This is a genomic window from Pseudolactococcus raffinolactis NBRC 100932 (assembly GCF_001591765.1).
GTDB lineage: Bacteria > Bacillota > Bacilli > Lactobacillales > Streptococcaceae > Pseudolactococcus > Pseudolactococcus raffinolactis.
Genome location: NZ_BCVN01000039.1, coordinates 1 through 15,190, shown reverse-complemented (window position 1 = coordinate 15,190; position 15,190 = coordinate 1). Strand labels below are relative to the sequence as shown.

The following is a 15,190-nucleotide window of genomic DNA, read 5'->3' as shown; positions in this document are numbered from 1 at the left end:
CGTTTTATTTTGACTTTTTTATTTTTTAGATGTTATTTCTTGATATTTTTTTGGTATTACTTGTATTGCAAAACTTTGCCACTCAAAAAAAAACTCAAACCGCGAAATGACGGTTTGAATTTTTTATGATATGTCATTTTGTCAACATAAGGAAAGCACGGGATTCGAACCCGCGCACGTGTTTCCACGTCTAACGCCTTTCCAAGGCGTCCCCTTAAGCCACTTGGGTAACTTTCCATATAAAAATTTTCAATTAAAAATTTTTATAACATTGTTTGATATAACTTCGTTTTAAAGCGTTGACGTCATTGTACCAAATTATTCGTCAATTTCGTGTGTTTTTTTCGGCTTCTTCTGAAAATTTGCTAACGAAGGCTTCAAGTTCTAAGTCTTCTTCATCGCCAGTGTAATTCTCATCACTAATTTCATCAAGATTAGCATACATTTCGATATGATTTTTAAAGTCTGTTAAAACAATAGGTGCATCACCACCATATTCGCCATCAAGATTAATCATCATTTTATCATCTGATAAAGGTTCAATTTTGATCTTACTTGTTTTGATATACTCGATTTTTTTATCATCGATGTGTTTTCCGCCATTGAGAACCAAACCAATCAAACGAATCATTTCAAATAAATTGGCTGTTTTGACTAAAATGAGTGTAAAAAGACCATCATCAAGTTGGGCATCTGGCGCAATTTGTTCGAAACCGCCAACTGAATTAGTTAAGGCAGCAAAAAACATGGAAATTTCACCTTCAAACACACCTTCATCATGCGTGATTTTAAGTGGTACTGCCTTAACACGAGGTAATAACTCCGCACCTTTAGCAAGATAAGCTAAGTAGCCAAAGGCTGTTTTAAGCTGTGAGGGAACGCTGTAAGTCAATTCTGTCAATGAACCGCCTGCCGCAATATTAATGAAATATTTATCATCTCCCGCACAGCCAACATCCATATTTAGGGTTTGCTCCTTACCGACAATTTTCGCAGCCGCAACTGGATTGTTACGAGGAATTTTTAGAGCACGCGCAAAATCATTGGTCGTTCCTGCTGGAATGATCGCCAGTTTGGGCCGATTTTCAAGTGGTGCAATTCCATTAACAACTTCATTAATCGTACCATCACCACCTGCTGCAATAATCAATTCAAATCCAGCTTCTGCAGCTCGTCTTGCTTCATTTTTTGCAGAATGTTCATCAGCTGTTGTCGCGAAAGTAGAGGTTTCATGTCCAAAACCTTCTAGAACATCTAAAATTTCAGCGATATTTTTTTTCATCGTTTCTTGTCCAGATGTTGGGTTGTAGATTAGTCTAGTTCTCATAACTTGATTAGCTCCTCTTCTGTCCAGATCTCTATTCCGAGGTCTTGTGCTTTTGTCAACTTGCTACCTGCATCGCTACCAACAACGACTATATCTGTTTTTTTAGAAACACTACCACTGACATTTGCGCCCAAATTCTCCAATTTTTCCTTAGCCTCAGTTCGTGTTAACTGTGCCAATTTTCCCGTTAAGACAACGGTCTTACCTGATAAGGGGGCATCATCTCGCTTAACGGGACCTAGATAATCAAAATTAACACCCACAGCTTGTAGTTCGGCCAAGAGTTTTTTCGTGCCTTCCAATGCAAAATATTTTGTCAAACTTTCGGCCAGTACTGTGCCAATCGTTGGAATGGCTGATAGCATCTCAGTTGTCGCAGTGGAAATATTAGTCAAATTTGATAAGTTTTCAGCAATGATTTTAGCTGCCTTTGATCCGACATGACGGATACCCAAGCCAAAAATCAATTTCTCAACTGAGTTTTCTTTAGAGGCTTGAATCGCTTGATACAGTTTTTCAGCTGATTTTTCTTTTACTTTATCTAGTTTCAAAAGGTCATCTATCGTGAGTTGATACAAATCAGCGACATCTGAAATCAATTTTTTATCAAAAAGTTGCGTCACAACCGCAATTCCAAGACCTGTGATATTCATGGCACCACGGCTAGCAAAGTGAATCAATTTCTCACGAATTTGAGCTGGACAGAGCGGATTAACACAGCGCAAAGCAACTTCGTCTTCAAAATGCAACAAATCTGACTCACATTCAGGGCAATATTTTGGAATATCAAGCACAACAGAATCTGACGGTCGCTTATCCAAAAGGACACGCTGAACAGCTGGAATGATATCACCAGCCTTATAAATCACAACTTTATCACCTAAGCGAATATCTTTTTCCTTAATGTAGTCAACATTATGTAAGGTTGCACGTGCAACTGTGGTCTGGGCCAACAAAACTGGTGTCATATTGGCAGTCGGCGTCACAACTCCTGTTCTACCTACAGTCCAATCCACACTTAAAATTTCTGTTTCAGCTAATTCGGCTGGAAATTTGTAGGCAATGGCCCATTTAGGAAATTTAACAGTAAAACCTAAGGTATCTTGCTGAGCTAATTGATTGACTTTGATCACAACACCATCAATATCGTAAGCCAATGTATCACGCATTGCAGCTACTTTTTCGATAAAAGCCCAAATTTCTGTTATATTAGTTGCGAAAGCACGTTGATCATTGACGACAAGACCTAGTTTTTCAAGATAGTTTAGGACTTCTTCTTGTGTATCATTAGTTGCTGGACTCGCTTCTTGATAGAGGAAAGTTGCAAGGCCACGTTTGGCAACGACTTTCGTGTCAAGTTGACGTAACGTGCCGGCTGCTGCATTACGCGGATTGGCAAATGACGGCAACCCTTCTTCTTCACGTTCTAAATTTAGCTTTTGGAAGTTACGACGAGGCAAGTAGGCTTCGCCTCGCACCACGATATCAATGGGTTCGCTCAAGACTAAAGGCACATCCTTAATCCGTTTAACCTGTTCTGTGATGTTCTCTCCGATACTGCCATCTCCACGTGTTGCCGCAGTTTCCAGGACACCATTGACATAAACTAGAGAGAGAGAAAGACCGTCAATTTTGAGTTCACAAATATATTCAGGTGCTGGAATTTCTTTGCGTACACGGGCGTCAAAAGCTTCAAGCTCTTCTTTTGAAAAAGCATCTTGCAAGCTGTAAAGCTGATAGTCGTGGGTGTACTTTTTAAAGCCTGAAAGGACGACATCACCGGTTCTATGAGTTGGTGAGTCAGCTCGAACCAGGTTTGGATTTTCAGCTTCCAATGTGACGAGTTCACGGTAAAGACGATCGTATTCAGCATCTTCGACGACTGGATTATCTAATGTATAGTATGCATGTGCATATTGATTAAGTTGTTCAGTTAATGTTTTGATTTTTAATTCGGCATTCATACACTAATTTTAACACAATTAAGCGGAAAATATTATCTAAAACCGTGGCAATCCAAACACCCCAAATTCCCCAGCCAAAAGCGGTTCCTAAAAGCCAGGCAACTCCTATCCGAATCACCCACATGCCAAACATTGTTGCATAAAATGGCGTTTTAGCGTCCCCCATAGCCTGCAGCGCTGCAGTGTAGATGATCACCCCAGCTACAATCGGTTCACTAACAAAGGAAATCAAAATGACAACCTGTGCTGCTGAAACGGCAACTGCATCAAAAGTAAAGAAATTTAAAATAAAAGTGGAAAAGGCAAAAATTATGCCACCAACTAGTGTACTGATAATTGCTGTCATGACAAAGGATGATTTGGTTAATTTACGAATTTCAAGATGGTCTTTTGCGCCATATGCTCTCGCAATCAAAATACTTGCCCCAGTCGCAAAGCCAAAAGCAGGAAGATAGTTATAGGCTGTAATCGTCTCACCGATCGCATTACCCGCAAAAACTTTGCTACCATAAGCGATGATGATGACAAAAATCACGATATCGCCAAGTCGCATCATCAAGCGTTCTCCCATGATCGGGAGTGCTCTTTTGACAATTTCAGTCTTAAAAATGTGCTGATCTTGACTAAATATCGGTCCTTGCAAGCGATGAGAGGTTTGTTGTAGTTTATGAAAAAGGAGACCAACGCCAATCAGTCTTGAAAGTGCTGTGCCAATCCCAGCACCTAAAATACCAAGTCTTGGAAATCCAAACAAACCAAAAATTAAAATAAAATCTAGACAAAAATTTAAGATATTGACGATAAGATTAATGGTTAAAGGTGTTCTCGTTTGTCCTGCTGTTCTGATCAGCTGACCGAGTACGGTCATCAAGACAATGAGGACACTCGTGCCTGCAATCACTCTGAAGAATATGATACCTTGCTGCAAAATATAACCACTTGCGCCCATTGCTCGTAAAATCGGATGCGCTAAAACCAAGGACAAGAGTGACAAGATGACACCTACCATCAAAGACAGGGCAATGGATTGCCTAACATTTTCAGAGACAGCTTTCGATGCTCTGGCGCCTGCAGCATTGGACACGACGGTTGCGACAGCAACAGCTAAGGCGATGAAGACAGCTTGGTAAACGGCCATGACACCGTTCACGAGGCTGACCGCAGAGACGGCGACCAGTGAAATTTTAGCGATTAGGACGCTATCCACAAAACCGACGCTTGTTTGCAAAATATTTTCAAACACAGCGGGAAGGGAATAATCAATCAGGCGACGCGTATTTTCTTTCATGGGAGACTTTCTAAAATAAAAACCGCTAAACACGGTTTACTGCTATATCGAGATTAGACCACTTCTAGGGTCTAATTGTTAGACTATTCTAACTTTTATTATACCTGATTTCTAACCCTTTCTCAACACCTTCGCCATTTTTTTGGTAAAATATAAGGTATGGATTATTACATTTTAGCGAATCCCCATGCAGGCCATGGGCATGGGCAGCTGGTGACAGATAAGCTGACTGCTTATTTGACGCAACAAAAGATTACTTATCATCTATTTAATACGCACCAGCCGCTTGATGAGCATCGGTTGATGACAGATATACTGGCACAAAAAACCAACAATGATCGCATCATCATTATTGGCGGTGATGGCACAATTTCGCTCTCTGTCAATGCTTTACCAGCGGATCAAGCCTTCTCATACATCCCTGCTGGTTCTGGTAATGATTTTGCAAGGGGTCTTGATGTGTCACTACAGGATACTATTGAAACATTTGACAATATTCACAACTCGACACCACAAACGATTTATGTCCTGAAATATGAATCTGAGCATTTATCAGGTGTTGCGACCAATAATTTCGGGATCGGACTAGATGCGGCAATCGTTGAAGCTGCTAATCAAAGTCTGGCCAAAGGCCTCTTGAATACCTTGAAATTAGGGCAACTCGCTTATCTAGCAAGCACTTTGAAAATCATTTTGTTTAAGAAACCTTTTCAAGTAACTGTAAACGATGTGACTTTTGCCAAAACTTTTCTATTTACGCTGACTAAGCATCCATTTTTTGGTGGTGGTGTCCCACTTGCTCCCGATGCCAATCTTATGAATGCTGACATTCATTTAGTAGAAGTCGATCGTTTCCACCTTCTGGGCATATTTGCACTCATTCCGAAAGTTTTAAAAGCTAAGCACTTAGCGCACAAGCATGTCCATCATATGGTCAATCAAGCTTTTGAACTAGAAATTGACAGTGATCAACCTGTACAAATTGATGGTGAAGTCCATCAACTCAAAGCCCATCAAATTTTGCGTATTACAACAGAAAAACGAACGATTCTTAAATAATCGCTCGTTTTTTCTTTTAATCTTGATTCAAGTTGCGTAAGAGTTCATCAATTTTGCCACCATAGGCAACAGATTCGTCTTTTGCAAAAGTCAAATCTGGAATTTTATAAAGTGTCATGCGCTTAGCCAATTCACTTTTAATCGCGCCAGTGGCTTTTTTAAGACCAATTCTAGCTTTTTCATTATCTGATGCAAGATCTGATAAAAGACTATAGTAAACAGTCGCTTGACTGAGGTCACCAGTGATTTGAACGTCAGAAATATTGACTGCTTGAACACGTGGATCTCGAATTTTTAGACGTAAAATATCATTAATTTCACGCATAAGTTCAACCGCAACGCGGTCACTGCGATGTGTATTAGACATAACTTTTCCTTTCTATATGATAGCTATAAATATGTCTGTCAAAAAATGCCTGCTCCTGCAAGCATTTTTTGATTGTGCTAACTTAAAAGTCTGATTAACGTTTAATCTCAACCATTTCATAGACTTCAAAGGTATCATCAATGGCAATATCGTTGTAGCCATCAATCATAAGACCACCTTCATTACCTTTTCTGACTTCTTTGACGTCATCTTTAAAGTGTTTCAATGATGATAAGTTACCATCTGCAATAACGATACCGTCACGAATCACACGGACACTTGCATCACGTTTAACTGAACCTGACAAGACCATAAATCCGGCAATAGTACCGACTTTAGAGACTGTGAAGGTTTCACGCACGACTGCTTCACCGATGACTTTTTCTTCAAATTCAGGATCAAGCATGCCTTTCATGGCTGTCTCAACTTCTTCAATCACTTTATAGATGATGCTATGAAGACGAATTTCAACAGCGTCATTTTCAGCCTGTACGCGCGCAAGCGGTGTCGGGCGAACATTGAAACCGACAATGACAGCATTAGCTGCTTCTGCAAGTGAGACGTCTGACTCATTGATGGCACCAACAGCACTGTGGACGATATCAACTTTAACGCCTTCGACTTCAATTTTTTGAAGTGATGCTGCTAAAGCTTCCGCAGAACCTTGTACGTCAGCTTTAATGATGACGTTAACAGACTTGATTTGACCTTCTTTAAGGGTATCAAAGAGGTTCTCAAGGCTGACACGGTGGGTGTTGTTACGTTGGTTCAAGAGGGCACGTTTGGCACGTTCTTCACCAACTGAACGAGCTGTTTTTTCATCTTCAAAGACAGCAAAATGGTCACCAGCTTGTGGGACATCGTTCAAACCAGTGATTTCAACTGGACTTGAAGGACCGGCCGCTTTTTCACGACGGCCTAAGTCATTGACCATGGCACGAACACGTCCGAAGGTATTGCCAACCACGATTGGGTCTTGTTGATGCAAGGTACCTTGTTGGACAAGGAGGGTTGCGATAGCACCTTTTCCTTTATCAAGGCGTGCTTCAACAACCGTACCGATGGCTTTAACCGTTGGGTCAGCTTTGAGTTCTTGGATTTCTGCAACCAAGAGAACAGTTTCTAGCAAGTCATCGATATTTGTGTTGAATTTGGCTGAAATTTCAACGAATTCAGATTCGCCACCCCAAGCTTGACTCATAACACCATATTCTGAAAGTTCTTGAATGACGCGTTGTGGGTTAGCACCTGGTTTATCAATTTTGTTAATGGCAACGATGATTGGGACTCCCGCTGCTTTTGAGTGGTTGATGGCTTCAACTGTTTGAGGCATAACACCGTCGTCAGCTGCTACGACAAGAATCGTGATATCTGTAACAGAGGCACCACGCGCACGCATGCTTGTGAAGGCCTCATGTCCTGGTGTATCCAAGAAAGTGATTTTTTTACCACCTTCTTCGATTTGGTAGGCACCAATATGCTGTGTGATACCGCCGGCTTCGCCGCTTGTAACGCGTGAATTACGAAGTGTATCTAGCAAGGTTGTTTTACCATGGTCGACGTGACCCATGATTGTCACAACTGGTGGACGTTCAACAAGTTCATCTTCGTTGAGGTAACCCTCTTCAATGAAGAGACGTTCGATATCTGTCTTATCTTCTTCAACTTTTTTCTCAGGTGTCACACCGTAGTCCAAAAGCAAGAGTTCAATCGTATCGCTATCCAAAGATTGGTTTTGTGTTGTCATGATGCCCATCATGAATAATTTTTTCACAAGCTCAGCTGGTTCACGTTTCAAACGTTTTGCCAAATCTGCGATTGTCATCCCTTCAGAATAAACGAGACTCTCAGGCAACTCATGGAATTTACGTTGTACCACTGGTTGTGGTGCAACTTGTTGACCTCCACGTTTGCCTTTTTTCTTCTTGTTACTGTTCCAGTTGGAATTACGGGCATTTCGAACTTGGTTCCGGTTATCATTGACACGCAACGGTCCACCTTGACGATTACCGCCACCTTGGCTATTTTGGCCTTGACCTTGTGCATTGTTGTTATTACGTGTTTTCTTATTTTTATTACGGTTAGCGTTGGCATTGCCTTGGCTTGCTGGCGCGATGTCAGCGGCGCGTTGGATGACTTTGATGCCACCGTTTTTCGGTTTAATATCTTCTGCGCGCTTGATCACTTTGATCCCACCATTGGCCGGACGTTCCGTTTTCTTAGGTGTTTCCGCTATTGTTTTCGTTTCTACTTTGCTATCCGCTTTCTTTTCTGATTTACTTTCAGCATGTTTTTCTGCAACAGGTTGTGCAGACTGTTTAGCTACGTTGTTCTGTTTAGCAGGTGCAGTTGGTTTAGTCTCAGCTTTTGGTGCTGATGTAGGGGCAACTGTTTTGCCACCTACCGAGATGACACGACCACTTGCCACTTCTTCATCTGACAAGACTTTCTTACCACCGACCACAATCGGACGATTACCTGTTTCAGTTTCAGTTACTACTTTTTTTCCGCCAGCCACAATCACACGGTTCTGAGTTTGGGGTTCTGTAGCTGCTTTCGGCGTAGCCTTAACAGCTTGTGTTTTGCTGCTACCATTACCGGCAGCTTTAAAAGAGCTTAATAACTGTTTGGCTTGTTCAGCATCAATGCTTGAGCTATGTGATTTAACGGGTAAACCGATCTGTTGCGCATGATCCACAAGTTCTTTATTGGTTAAGCCGCTCTCTTTAGCAATTTGGTTAATACGTTTTTTTTCAGACATGTTGATGTCCTCCTTCTTAATCCGGTTCACAATGAGCAGCCCCCTAGTGAAAAAGATAAATCCCAGAACCTGCGCAAAAGCAGAGCCATGTGATTTCCTATTTTCATAAGGCGCTATACGCTCATGATCACCTCTTTATTCTTATTTCATAAGACTCTCCATTTTCTTGGCAAATCCTTTATCTTGAACAGCGATGACTTTCCGGTCACTACCAATAGCGTGGGAAAGTTCGGCCGCAGAAAAGATGTCTAGCATGGGAATTTCATAATAGGTTGTTTTATCAGTGATTCGTTTAACAAGGTTAGCTGCACCATCATGGGCAACAAATACTAATCTTGCACGGTCTGCCTGGATAGATTTGATGACAAGTTCTTCACCTGTCACAATCTTGCCGGCTTTCTTGGCCATCCCTAGGGAATTGGCCAATTTTGTTTTATTGAAATCTGTTATTTCAGTCATATTTTAGCCTTAAATTTCTGGTGCCTCATCAATCGAGTAGGTCACCGTTGCTAATTTTTCACGTTCGACCTGATGATCGACGTAAACGATTAACTCGTCATAAAAACGATCCGTAATTTCTGTCTGAAACACACGATCAAAAATCCGTTTTTGCTTGGCTTGTTGGGCTTCATCGTTTTTAATGGCGATGTAGGCCCCGCGTCCAGCAGCTTTTCCTGTTGGGTCAATACTAATTTCGCCTGCTTTATTATAGACGATTCGCAACAGTTCTTTTTTGGGAAATTGCTCATTTGAGACGACGGATTTTCGTAAAGGAATTTTTTTGGTTTTCACCATGGTTACTCACTCCTCTCTCTGTTTCAATCAGTTTAGTCAAGCACTTCGTCAGCTAAATCTGCTTCAAGTTCTTCTGCTTGAACACCCACAGCTTCTTGATCAAATTTTGTTTGAGATTTGATATCGATTTTGTTATTGGTCACGTGAGCTGCCAAACGAACGTTTTGACCACGTTTACCGATTGCCAATGACAGCTGGTCATCTGGTACAATAACCACAGTTTCGCCTGTTGCTTCATCAATGATGACATCAGTGACTTGTGCTGGTTTCAAAGCATTCTTGATTAATGTCGCACGGTCATCATTCCATTCGATGATGTCCATGTTTTCACCATGTAATTCATCAACCAAGGTACGAATACGCGAACCACGTGGACCTACGATTGTGCCAATGGCATCTACGTTAGCATCGTTAGATTTAACGATGACCTTCGCACGATCGCCTGCTTCACGTGCAATGCTGACGATTTCAACAGTGCCATCGTAAACTTCAGGAATTTCTTTTTCAAACATACGTTTGAGCAATTCAGGATGTGTCCGGCTGACATAGACGATTGGCCCTTTTTTCGACTGTTCAACAGCTGAAACGTAGACTTTGACTTTGTCACCAATCTGATAACGTTCACCTGGGATTTGATCGCGTTTGCCAAGCATGCTGTCAACTTTACCAAGATTGATAAAGATTGCACGGTCGTCCACTCGTTCAACAGTTCCTTGGATGATTTCATTTTCGTAGCGTTTGAATTCATTATAGATGATCGTGTGTGATTCTTCACGCATTTTATTCATAATGACTTGTTTGGCTGCATTAGCTGCTGTCCGAGCAAAGTCTTTTGGTTTTTCTTCGAAACGGATTTTATCACCGATTTGATAGTGTGAATTGAGTGCGAGGGCATCCTCAAGGCTCATTTCCAAACGGCTATCAAAAACTTCATCCACAACTTCACGCGTTGAGTAGACGATAAAGTCACCTTTCGCATCATTGTACTCAATTGTCACGTTTTGTGATTGATTGTATTGCTTTTTGTAAGCTGCTGTTAAAGCTTCCGCAATCGCACCGATAACAACTTCAGGCGAGATGCCTTTTTCTTCCTCCAAAAGGGTGAATGCAGCTTGCATTTCCTTACTCATGTGTCTCCAACTTTCTCTTTAATTTTAAATGCTTCTATTGTAGATGTTTATAATTTCACTTGCGTCCGTGCCTTGGCAATGTTTGATAACTCAAGCTCAACTGTCTTCTGACGTGTTTTGTCAAGATAGTTTAGGGTAAGCGTTTCGCCATCAAAGGCTACCAAATCTCCCACAAACTCTTTTTCTCCTGCTACCTTTTGGTAGAGTTTAACAAAAACGTAAGCACCAATGTGCTTTTCGAAATCAGCTGCTTTTTTGAGCGGACGCTCAGCACCAGGGCTGGCTACCTCAAGCATGTATTCCGAGGGAAAAGGATCCGGTGAAATCTTGTCCAATTCTGGACTGATGATTTCTGATAAATCGGCTGTGTCTTGGAGTGTGATACCTTCAGGTTTATCAACAAGGACAGACAAGACATAATCTGCACCCATTTTCGACCATTCGACATCCACTAACTCAAAAGGCTCAGGTAAGAGCCCTTCAAGATGGTCCAACACAACTTCTGTGATATTTGTAGACATAATGTTTCCTTTCTACACTCATGATCTTAAGATCATTTATTTAAATTCAAACAACAGGAGCGCCCAATGTGAGCGCTCCTTCCTTTGTTCTTTAAAATCATTATAACATAATTTTGTCAGAATGCAAATTTACGCATTTAATTTGGCTTTTCTACTTTGTTTTTTCGGTTATTAGAAATTTTGAATTTTGAGTTTTTTGCATAAAATGTTATCATAGAATTATGATTATAAAAATATTACTTGTCTTAGTGGGCTTTGCACTGATTATTTTCGGTGCAGATGTCCTCGTCACTGGCGCAAGCAATATCGCCAAAAAATATAGAATTCCAGATGTCGTCATTGGTTTGACGATTGTTTCACTTGGTACCTCATTTCCTGAAATGATGATTACCATCACATCTGCCAAAAACGAATACCATGATTTAATATTTGGTAACGCTCTTGGTTCAAATATTGTTAATTTAGGATTAATTCTTGGTATTATTGCCTTAATTAAACCTGTTTATTTAGACCGTGAAACTAAAAATATTCATTTACCACTTGCCATTATGGCAACTGCCGTTCTTGCCTTTATGGGCAACGGTCTAATTGGTGAGCATTTGATGATTTCTAGATTGCAAGGGTGGCTCTTAATTGTCATGAGTGTTGTTTATTTCACTGTCCCTGCCTATAAATCACTGCAACGCATTCAACTGACCAAGCACAATACGCGTCCCGATACAGCGGATATCTCTATGCCCAAGTCACTTTTATTCATTGCCTTAGGCTTTATTGCACTTAAATTTGGTGCCGACTTTGCTGTTGATAATGCTAAATTTATCGGTGAAGCCGTCGGGATTCCTGACAGTGTCATCGGCCTAACAATCGTTGGCATGGGCACTGCCCTTCCAGAACTGATCACGTCGATCACAGCAACACTTAAAGGAACGGAAGGCTTGGCAATTGGTAACCTGATTGGCTCTTGCATCCTCAACCTTTTCTTGATTATCGGCTTAGGTGCTGTGATAAATCCGCTCACTTATCTTCCGATTTTTAACATGGAACTCATGTTCCTCTTCGGTCTCACCTTCCTGATCTGGGTTTTCTCCTATATTGGCAAACGTAACACGCTCTCCCGACTTGAAGGCAGCATCCTCATTCTTGCCTTTGTCGGTTACATGGTTGTGTTACTCGGTTAAACCTGACAACTCAAAAAACTTCTGATGATTACAAACATCAGAAGTTTTTTCTTATCTAAAGTATTTACTTTATCAAATTTTCACAGTCAACCTTATCATGCTTCATCAACTCGGACTGATCCTGACCAGTTGGGATAAAACGAAAGACGATAAATTGCGCAGGTTCAGTTGATTGATTCAAAAGGCGATGGATACTTTTTTTCACACGCAATACATCATTTTGTTCAACTATTTGACTTGTGATATGACCATTCTCCAGATACTCAACTGTGATTTTACCAGAAGTCACGATAATATTTTCGGCAAGTTGCTGATGTTTATGCCAATCCTGTACAACTCCAGCAGGTAAGGTATTCGCATGAATTTCAAACTTAGGATAGAGATAATAATCAACCTGGGTGCCACTCGATTTTGTCACTGAAATAGCTGATGTCTGTCTGGTGATATCGATTGGATCATTTTCTAAAGTCATAAGCTTATTTCCGTTTACGAGAGATCAAATGAATTGGTGTCCCTTCAAAGACGAAGGCTTTACGGATTTGATTTTCTAGCATCCGGGCATAAGAGAAGTGCATGAGCTCTTCTTCATTAACAAAGACGACAAATGTTGGTGGTTTGATGGCCACTTGTGTCGCATAGAAAATCTTAAGTCGACGCCCTTTGTCAGTTGGTGTTGGGTTGATAGCGATAGCATCCATGATGACATCGTTAAGCACAGCAGATGGAATCCGCATGTTTTGTGCTTGACTGACTGATTTGATCAAGTCAGGTAATTTGTTCAAACGTTGTTTGGTTTCAGCAGAGACGAAAATAATCGGTGCATAGCTCAAGTATTGGAACTCGTCACGAATTTTTTCTTCCCATTTTTGAAGGGTTTTGTTGTCTTTTTCAATGGCATCCCATTTGTTAACAACGATGATAATGCCACGGCCTGCTTCATGGGCAAAGCCTGCAATCCTTTTATCGTACTCTCGGATGCCTTCTTCCGCGTTCAGTACCATGAGAACGACGTCCGAACGGTCAATGGCACGCATGGCACGCATGACTGAATATTTCTCGGTCGATTCGTAGACTTTCCCACGCTTGCGCATACCTGCGGTGTCAATCATGGTGAATTCTTGGCCTTCGGCATCGGTGAAGTTGGTGTCGATGGCATCGCGGGTAGTACCTGCAATCGGGCTTGCGATGACGCGGTCTTCGCCTAAGATGGCGTTAATCAGGCTCGATTTGCCGACGTTTGGTCGACCAATCAGCGAGAATTTGATGATGTCTGGGTTTTCTTCTTCAGTTTCGACTGGTAGGTTGTCGATGATGGCGTCTAGCACGTCACCTGTACCAATACCGTGAACCGCTGACACAGGATAAGGTTCACCCAAACCAAGGCTGTAGAAATCGAAGATTTCCATACGGCGCTCAGGGTTGTCAATTTTATTGACGACGAGGATGACGGGTGTATCCGTTTTATATAGAATTTGTGCGACATATTCGTCTGCATCTGTCACGCCGTTTTCGCCGTCTACGACGAAAACAATAACATCAGCTTCGTCCATGGCAATCTCAGCTTGTGCCTTAATTTGTGCCATGAAAGGTGTGTCAGCCATTTCGATACCACCGGTATCAATCATAGCGAATTTTTTATTGAGCCATTCACTGGTTGTGTAAATCCGGTCACGCGTTACACCGGGTGTATCTTCGACGATCGAAATGCGTTCGCCTGCGATTCTATTAAAAATTGTCGATTTGCCAACGTTTGGTCGGCCGACGATTGCTACTGTAGGTAATGCCATTGTTTTCTTTTCTCCTTTATGTTGCCGTGCCTGTCCACTTGCTAAGCACTCAAGTCTAAGTATAACATAATATGTTTACTCCTGCTCACCTTTTTTACTATAACCCACAAGGGCAGGCTAGTTAAGGTTCCTTAATGTGTTAACATCAAGGAAAGTATTGCAATACTTTGAATTTTTAAAATGAAAATATTTGCGTTATTTTAAATTAAAAACTTGGTTTAAATTTTAGGAGCGACTTATGAAAAAAATATTATTACTTGGTATAGCAGTTTGTACCTTTACAACCTTATCCGCCTGTTCCAATGAAACAAAAACATCAACGAATTCAGAGAATAAACAAAAACAACTTGCTCAAACCGAAGAAACAGCCACTTATGAAATCCATGGTTGCTGTTTTAACATTCCAAAATCTTGGACTGAAAAAAATGGGAAAAATGATAAAATAAAGTATTTTTATCCTGGAAAAGATGGCAGTGATTTAACGGTCTAATATCAAGAAGAAGATTTACCTATTGATGATGAAGCCGCACTAGCACAGTTTCTCTCTGGTATGAAACAAGATGGATCGTTAAATAATCTAACAGAAAAAGATGGACAAAAGTTAGGGACTGATGCCTATGGATGGAATATGTCATTTGACTATGAAGGTTCGTCTTACAATGGTGCAATGATTATTGTCAGCGTAGATGGCGGTATTTTGACACTTTTCATGAGTTCAAACAATCAAACATTTGAAAACTATAGAGATGCTTTCAACGCTGTTTATCAATCTCTAAAATACTCCCCACGCAATACGAATACTTCACAAGCAGCCCCATCTCCTCGACCAGCGCCCTCTACCGAGCAATCTGAACCTGCTAAGACAACTTTTTCTCCTACTGATACATCTGATGCGACGATTGAATCTATCTCGACATATGGTGATTACCTCACGATGACCCAAAAAATCATTGATGAGTACTTGGTTAATTATGAAAATGCTTTTAGAGGTACTTACCTTGAAAGCTCTCTGT

Annotated in this window: 14 protein-coding genes, 1 tRNA gene and 1 pseudogene; 4 read left to right on the top strand and 12 right to left on the bottom strand. The window is 41.0% G+C overall.

All coding sequences use genetic code 11. From position 1 onward, the window contains the following. Window positions 1-149 precede the first annotated feature (149 nt). The 4 genes from LRA01S_RS09155 to LRA01S_RS09140 all read right to left on the bottom strand — a co-directional run bounded on the left by LRA01S_RS09155 (window position 150) and on the right by LRA01S_RS09140 (window position 4,579). A tRNA-Ser gene (locus tag LRA01S_RS09155) sits at window positions 150-237 on the bottom strand. A gap of 88 nt (window positions 238-325) precedes the next feature. Beyond that, window positions 326-1,327: a diacylglycerol kinase family lipid kinase gene (locus tag LRA01S_RS09150; RefSeq protein WP_061775320.1), complete on the bottom strand. Its 1,002-nt coding sequence runs from the start codon at window positions 1,325-1,327 to the stop codon at window positions 326-328. Further along, entirely contained in the window at window positions 1,324-3,291 is a 1,968-nt protein-coding gene (gene ligA, locus LRA01S_RS09145) for an NAD-dependent DNA ligase LigA (protein ID WP_061775319.1), read from the bottom strand. The genes LRA01S_RS09150 and ligA overlap by 4 nt, the downstream gene beginning before the upstream one ends. Beyond that, the gene (locus LRA01S_RS09140) at window positions 3,257-4,579 is read right to left on the bottom strand and encodes an MATE family efflux transporter (RefSeq protein ID WP_061775318.1); all 1,323 of its coding nucleotides are present in this window, start codon (window positions 4,577-4,579) and stop codon (window positions 3,257-3,259) included. Before LRA01S_RS09140 ends, ligA begins: the two co-directional genes overlap by 35 nt. Before the next feature lie 159 nt (window positions 4,580-4,738). Here LRA01S_RS09140 and LRA01S_RS09135 point away from each other — a divergent pair, with 159 nt between their 5' ends. Next, window positions 4,739-5,638, top strand: a complete 900-nt coding sequence (locus tag LRA01S_RS09135) for a diacylglycerol/lipid kinase family protein (protein ID WP_061775317.1) — start codon at window positions 4,739-4,741, stop codon at window positions 5,636-5,638. A 16-nt stretch (window positions 5,639-5,654) separates the two neighbouring features. Here the strand turns inward: LRA01S_RS09135 and rbfA are convergent, their stop codons facing one another. The 6 genes from rbfA to rimP form a co-directional block, all read right to left on the bottom strand. Next, entirely contained in the window at window positions 5,655-6,005 is a 351-nt protein-coding gene (gene rbfA, locus LRA01S_RS09130) for a 30S ribosome-binding factor RbfA (protein ID WP_061775316.1), read from the bottom strand. 94 nt (window positions 6,006-6,099) lie between these two features. Continuing rightward, window positions 6,100-8,766 (bottom strand): translation initiation factor IF-2, encoded by a 2,667-nt coding sequence (infB, locus tag LRA01S_RS09125; protein WP_061775315.1) that lies wholly within the window; start codon window positions 8,764-8,766, stop codon window positions 6,100-6,102. A gap of 141 nt (window positions 8,767-8,907) precedes the next feature. Further along, window positions 8,908-9,225, bottom strand: coding sequence for a YlxQ-related RNA-binding protein (locus LRA01S_RS09120; RefSeq protein WP_061775314.1), 318 nt, complete (start codon window positions 9,223-9,225; stop codon window positions 8,908-8,910). 9 nt (window positions 9,226-9,234) lie between these two features. Next, on the bottom strand, window positions 9,235-9,561 hold the full coding sequence (rnpM, locus tag LRA01S_RS09115; protein WP_061775313.1) for an RNase P modulator RnpM: 327 nt from the start codon (window positions 9,559-9,561) through the stop codon (window positions 9,235-9,237). Window positions 9,562-9,593: 32 nt separating this feature from the next. Then, on the bottom strand, window positions 9,594-10,691 hold the full coding sequence (gene nusA, locus LRA01S_RS09110) for a transcription termination factor NusA (RefSeq protein ID WP_061775312.1): 1,098 nt from the start codon (window positions 10,689-10,691) through the stop codon (window positions 9,594-9,596). A 47-nt stretch (window positions 10,692-10,738) separates the two neighbouring features. Next, window positions 10,739-11,212 carry a ribosome maturation factor RimP gene (rimP, locus tag LRA01S_RS09105; protein WP_061775311.1) on the bottom strand — a complete coding sequence of 158 codons (474 nt, stop codon included), beginning with the start codon at window positions 11,210-11,212 and terminating at the stop codon, window positions 10,739-10,741. A gap of 221 nt (window positions 11,213-11,433) precedes the next feature. On the opposite strand from rimP, the gene LRA01S_RS09100 reads away from it, so the two are divergent. Continuing rightward, window positions 11,434-12,390, top strand: a complete 957-nt coding sequence (locus LRA01S_RS09100; protein ID WP_061775310.1) for a sodium:calcium antiporter — start codon at window positions 11,434-11,436, stop codon at window positions 12,388-12,390. A 64-nt stretch (window positions 12,391-12,454) separates the two neighbouring features. Here LRA01S_RS09100 and LRA01S_RS09095 read toward each other — a convergent pair whose 3' ends face one another. After that, window positions 12,455-12,862 (bottom strand): cupin domain-containing protein, encoded by a 408-nt coding sequence (locus LRA01S_RS09095; RefSeq protein ID WP_061775309.1) that lies wholly within the window; start codon window positions 12,860-12,862, stop codon window positions 12,455-12,457. Window positions 12,863-12,866: 4 nt separating this feature from the next. After that, the gene (gene der, locus LRA01S_RS09090; RefSeq protein WP_061775308.1) at window positions 12,867-14,177 is read right to left on the bottom strand and encodes a ribosome biogenesis GTPase Der; all 1,311 of its coding nucleotides are present in this window, start codon (window positions 14,175-14,177) and stop codon (window positions 12,867-12,869) included. Window positions 14,178-14,415: 238 nt separating this feature from the next. Here der and LRA01S_RS09085 point away from each other — a divergent pair, with 238 nt between their 5' ends. After that, window positions 14,416-14,667: a hypothetical protein gene (locus LRA01S_RS09085; RefSeq protein WP_061775307.1), complete on the top strand. Its 252-nt coding sequence runs from the start codon at window positions 14,416-14,418 to the stop codon at window positions 14,665-14,667. Window positions 14,668-14,727: 60 nt separating this feature from the next. After that, window positions 14,728-15,190, top strand: a pseudogene (locus LRA01S_RS09080) (hypothetical protein); the annotation flags it as partial.

Bases quoted from the DNA above. Each gene is read 5' to 3' on its own strand.
- LRA01S_RS09135 (WP_061775317.1), top strand. From the start codon at position 4,739: ATGGATTATTACATTTTAGCGAATCCCCATGCAGGCCATGGGCATGGG.
- der (WP_061775308.1), bottom strand. From the start codon at position 14,177: ATGGCATTACCTACAGTAGCAATCGTCGGCCGACCAAACGTTGGCAAA.
- LRA01S_RS09085 (WP_061775307.1), top strand. From the start codon at position 14,416: ATGAAAAAAATATTATTACTTGGTATAGCAGTTTGTACCTTTACAACC.
- nusA (WP_061775312.1), bottom strand. From the start codon at position 10,691: ATGAGTAAGGAAATGCAAGCTGCATTCACCCTTTTGGAGGAAGAAAAA.
- infB (WP_061775315.1), bottom strand. From the start codon at position 8,766: ATGTCTGAAAAAAAACGTATTAACCAAATTGCTAAAGAGAGCGGCTTA.
- rnpM (WP_061775313.1), bottom strand. From the start codon at position 9,561: ATGGTGAAAACCAAAAAAATTCCTTTACGAAAATCCGTCGTCTCAAAT.
- LRA01S_RS09095 (WP_061775309.1), bottom strand. From the start codon at position 12,862: ATGACTTTAGAAAATGATCCAATCGATATCACCAGACAGACATCAGCT.
- ligA (WP_061775319.1), bottom strand. From the start codon at position 3,291: ATGAATGCCGAATTAAAAATCAAAACATTAACTGAACAACTTAATCAA.
- rimP (WP_061775311.1), bottom strand. From the start codon at position 11,212: ATGTCTACAAATATCACAGAAGTTGTGTTGGACCATCTTGAAGGGCTC.
- LRA01S_RS09120 (WP_061775314.1), bottom strand. From the start codon at position 9,225: ATGACTGAAATAACAGATTTCAATAAAACAAAATTGGCCAATTCCCTA.
- LRA01S_RS09150 (WP_061775320.1), bottom strand. From the start codon at position 1,327: ATGAGAACTAGACTAATCTACAACCCAACATCTGGACAAGAAACGATG.
- LRA01S_RS09100 (WP_061775310.1), top strand. From the start codon at position 11,434: ATGATTATAAAAATATTACTTGTCTTAGTGGGCTTTGCACTGATTATT.
- rbfA (WP_061775316.1), bottom strand. From the start codon at position 6,005: ATGTCTAATACACATCGCAGTGACCGCGTTGCGGTTGAACTTATGCGT.
- LRA01S_RS09140 (WP_061775318.1), bottom strand. From the start codon at position 4,579: ATGAAAGAAAATACGCGTCGCCTGATTGATTATTCCCTTCCCGCTGTG.